The organism is Pseudomonas sp. P4_C3, from assembly GCF_056402075.1.
Window position 1 is genome coordinate 1 of sequence record NZ_JBFUIC010000640.1, and the last position, 1,203, is coordinate 1,203.

Genomic DNA, 1,203 nt, shown 5'->3' on the forward strand with positions numbered 1-1,203 from the left:
AACCGGCAGCTTCAACGCCGATGATCTCGACGCTCTTGTCGTCGAGGAACGGGTGGAACAGGCCCATGGCGTTGGAGCCACCGCCAATGCACGCCACCAGGCTATCTGGCAGACGGCCTTCCTGGGCTTGCAGTTGCTCACGGGTTTCCTTGCCGATCACGGCCTGGAAGTCGCGGACCATCGCCGGGTAAGGGTGCGGACCGGCCACGGTGCCGATCAGGTAGAAGGTGCTGTCGACGTTGGTCACCCAGTCACGCAGGGCTTCGTTCATCGCATCTTTCAGCGTGCCGGTGCCGGCCACCACCGGGATCACTTCGGCACCCAAAAGCTTCATGCGAAACACGTTGGCCTGCTGACGTTCGATGTCAGTGGTGCCCATGTAGATCACGCAATCCAGACCGAAGCGCGCGGCGACGGTGGCAGTGGCCACACCATGCATGCCGGCGCCGGTCTCAGCGATGATGCGCTTCTTGCCCATACGCCGCGCCAGCAGGATCTGGCCGATGCAGTTGTTGATCTTGTGCGCGCCGGTGTGGTTCAGCTCTTCGCGCTTGAGGTAGATCTTCGCGCCGCCACAGAACTCGGTCAGACGCTCGGCGAAGTACAGTGGGCTTGGACGCCCGACGTAGTCGCGCTGGAAGTAGGCCAGTTCCTCCTTGAATGCAGGGTCTTCCTTGGCCAGCTCATATTCACGGGCCAGGTCGAGGATCAACGGCATCAGGGTTTCGGCAACGTAGCGGCCGCCGAACGCGCCAAACAGGCCGTTGGCATCAGGGCCGTTGCGCAGATTAGTCTGGGTCATTTGGCGCTCCAGTTGAATGCGTGAAGTGATGCATAAAGAGATAGTGGGCTTCACTCTACCCCTGACGCCCCGGCCTGAAAACCGATAAGATCGCCACAACATGTCAGGAAAACTCACAGATCCCATGAGCCATGACCTTCCTCCGCTGAACGCGCTTCGCGCCTTCGAAGCCACTGCCCGCTTGAACAGCGTCAGTCAGGCGGCCGAGCAGTTGCACGTCACCCATGGGGCCGTCAGCCGGCAACTCAAGGTGCTTGAAGAACACCTCGGCGTTAGCCTGTTCATCAAGGACGGACGCGGCCTGAAACTCACAGATGCCGGGTTACGCCTGCGTGACGCCAGCAGCGAAGCCTTCGAGCGCCTGCGCAGCGTTTGCGCCGAACTCACACAAAGCACAGCCG

At 61.3% G+C, this 1,203-nt stretch carries 2 protein-coding genes; one reads left to right on the forward strand and one right to left on the reverse strand.

Annotation, left to right across the window (positions count from 1 at the left end):
• A partial coding sequence (gene trpB, locus AC1DVH_RS31400; RefSeq protein ID WP_477757061.1) for a tryptophan synthase subunit beta occupies window positions 1-802 on the reverse strand: 802 nt, incomplete at its 3' end.
• A gap of 124 nt (window positions 803-926) precedes the next feature.
• On the opposite strand from trpB, the gene AC1DVH_RS31405 reads away from it, so the two are divergent.
• The coding region (locus AC1DVH_RS31405) for a LysR family transcriptional regulator (protein WP_477757062.1) at window positions 927-1,203 on the forward strand (277 nt) is incomplete at its 3' end.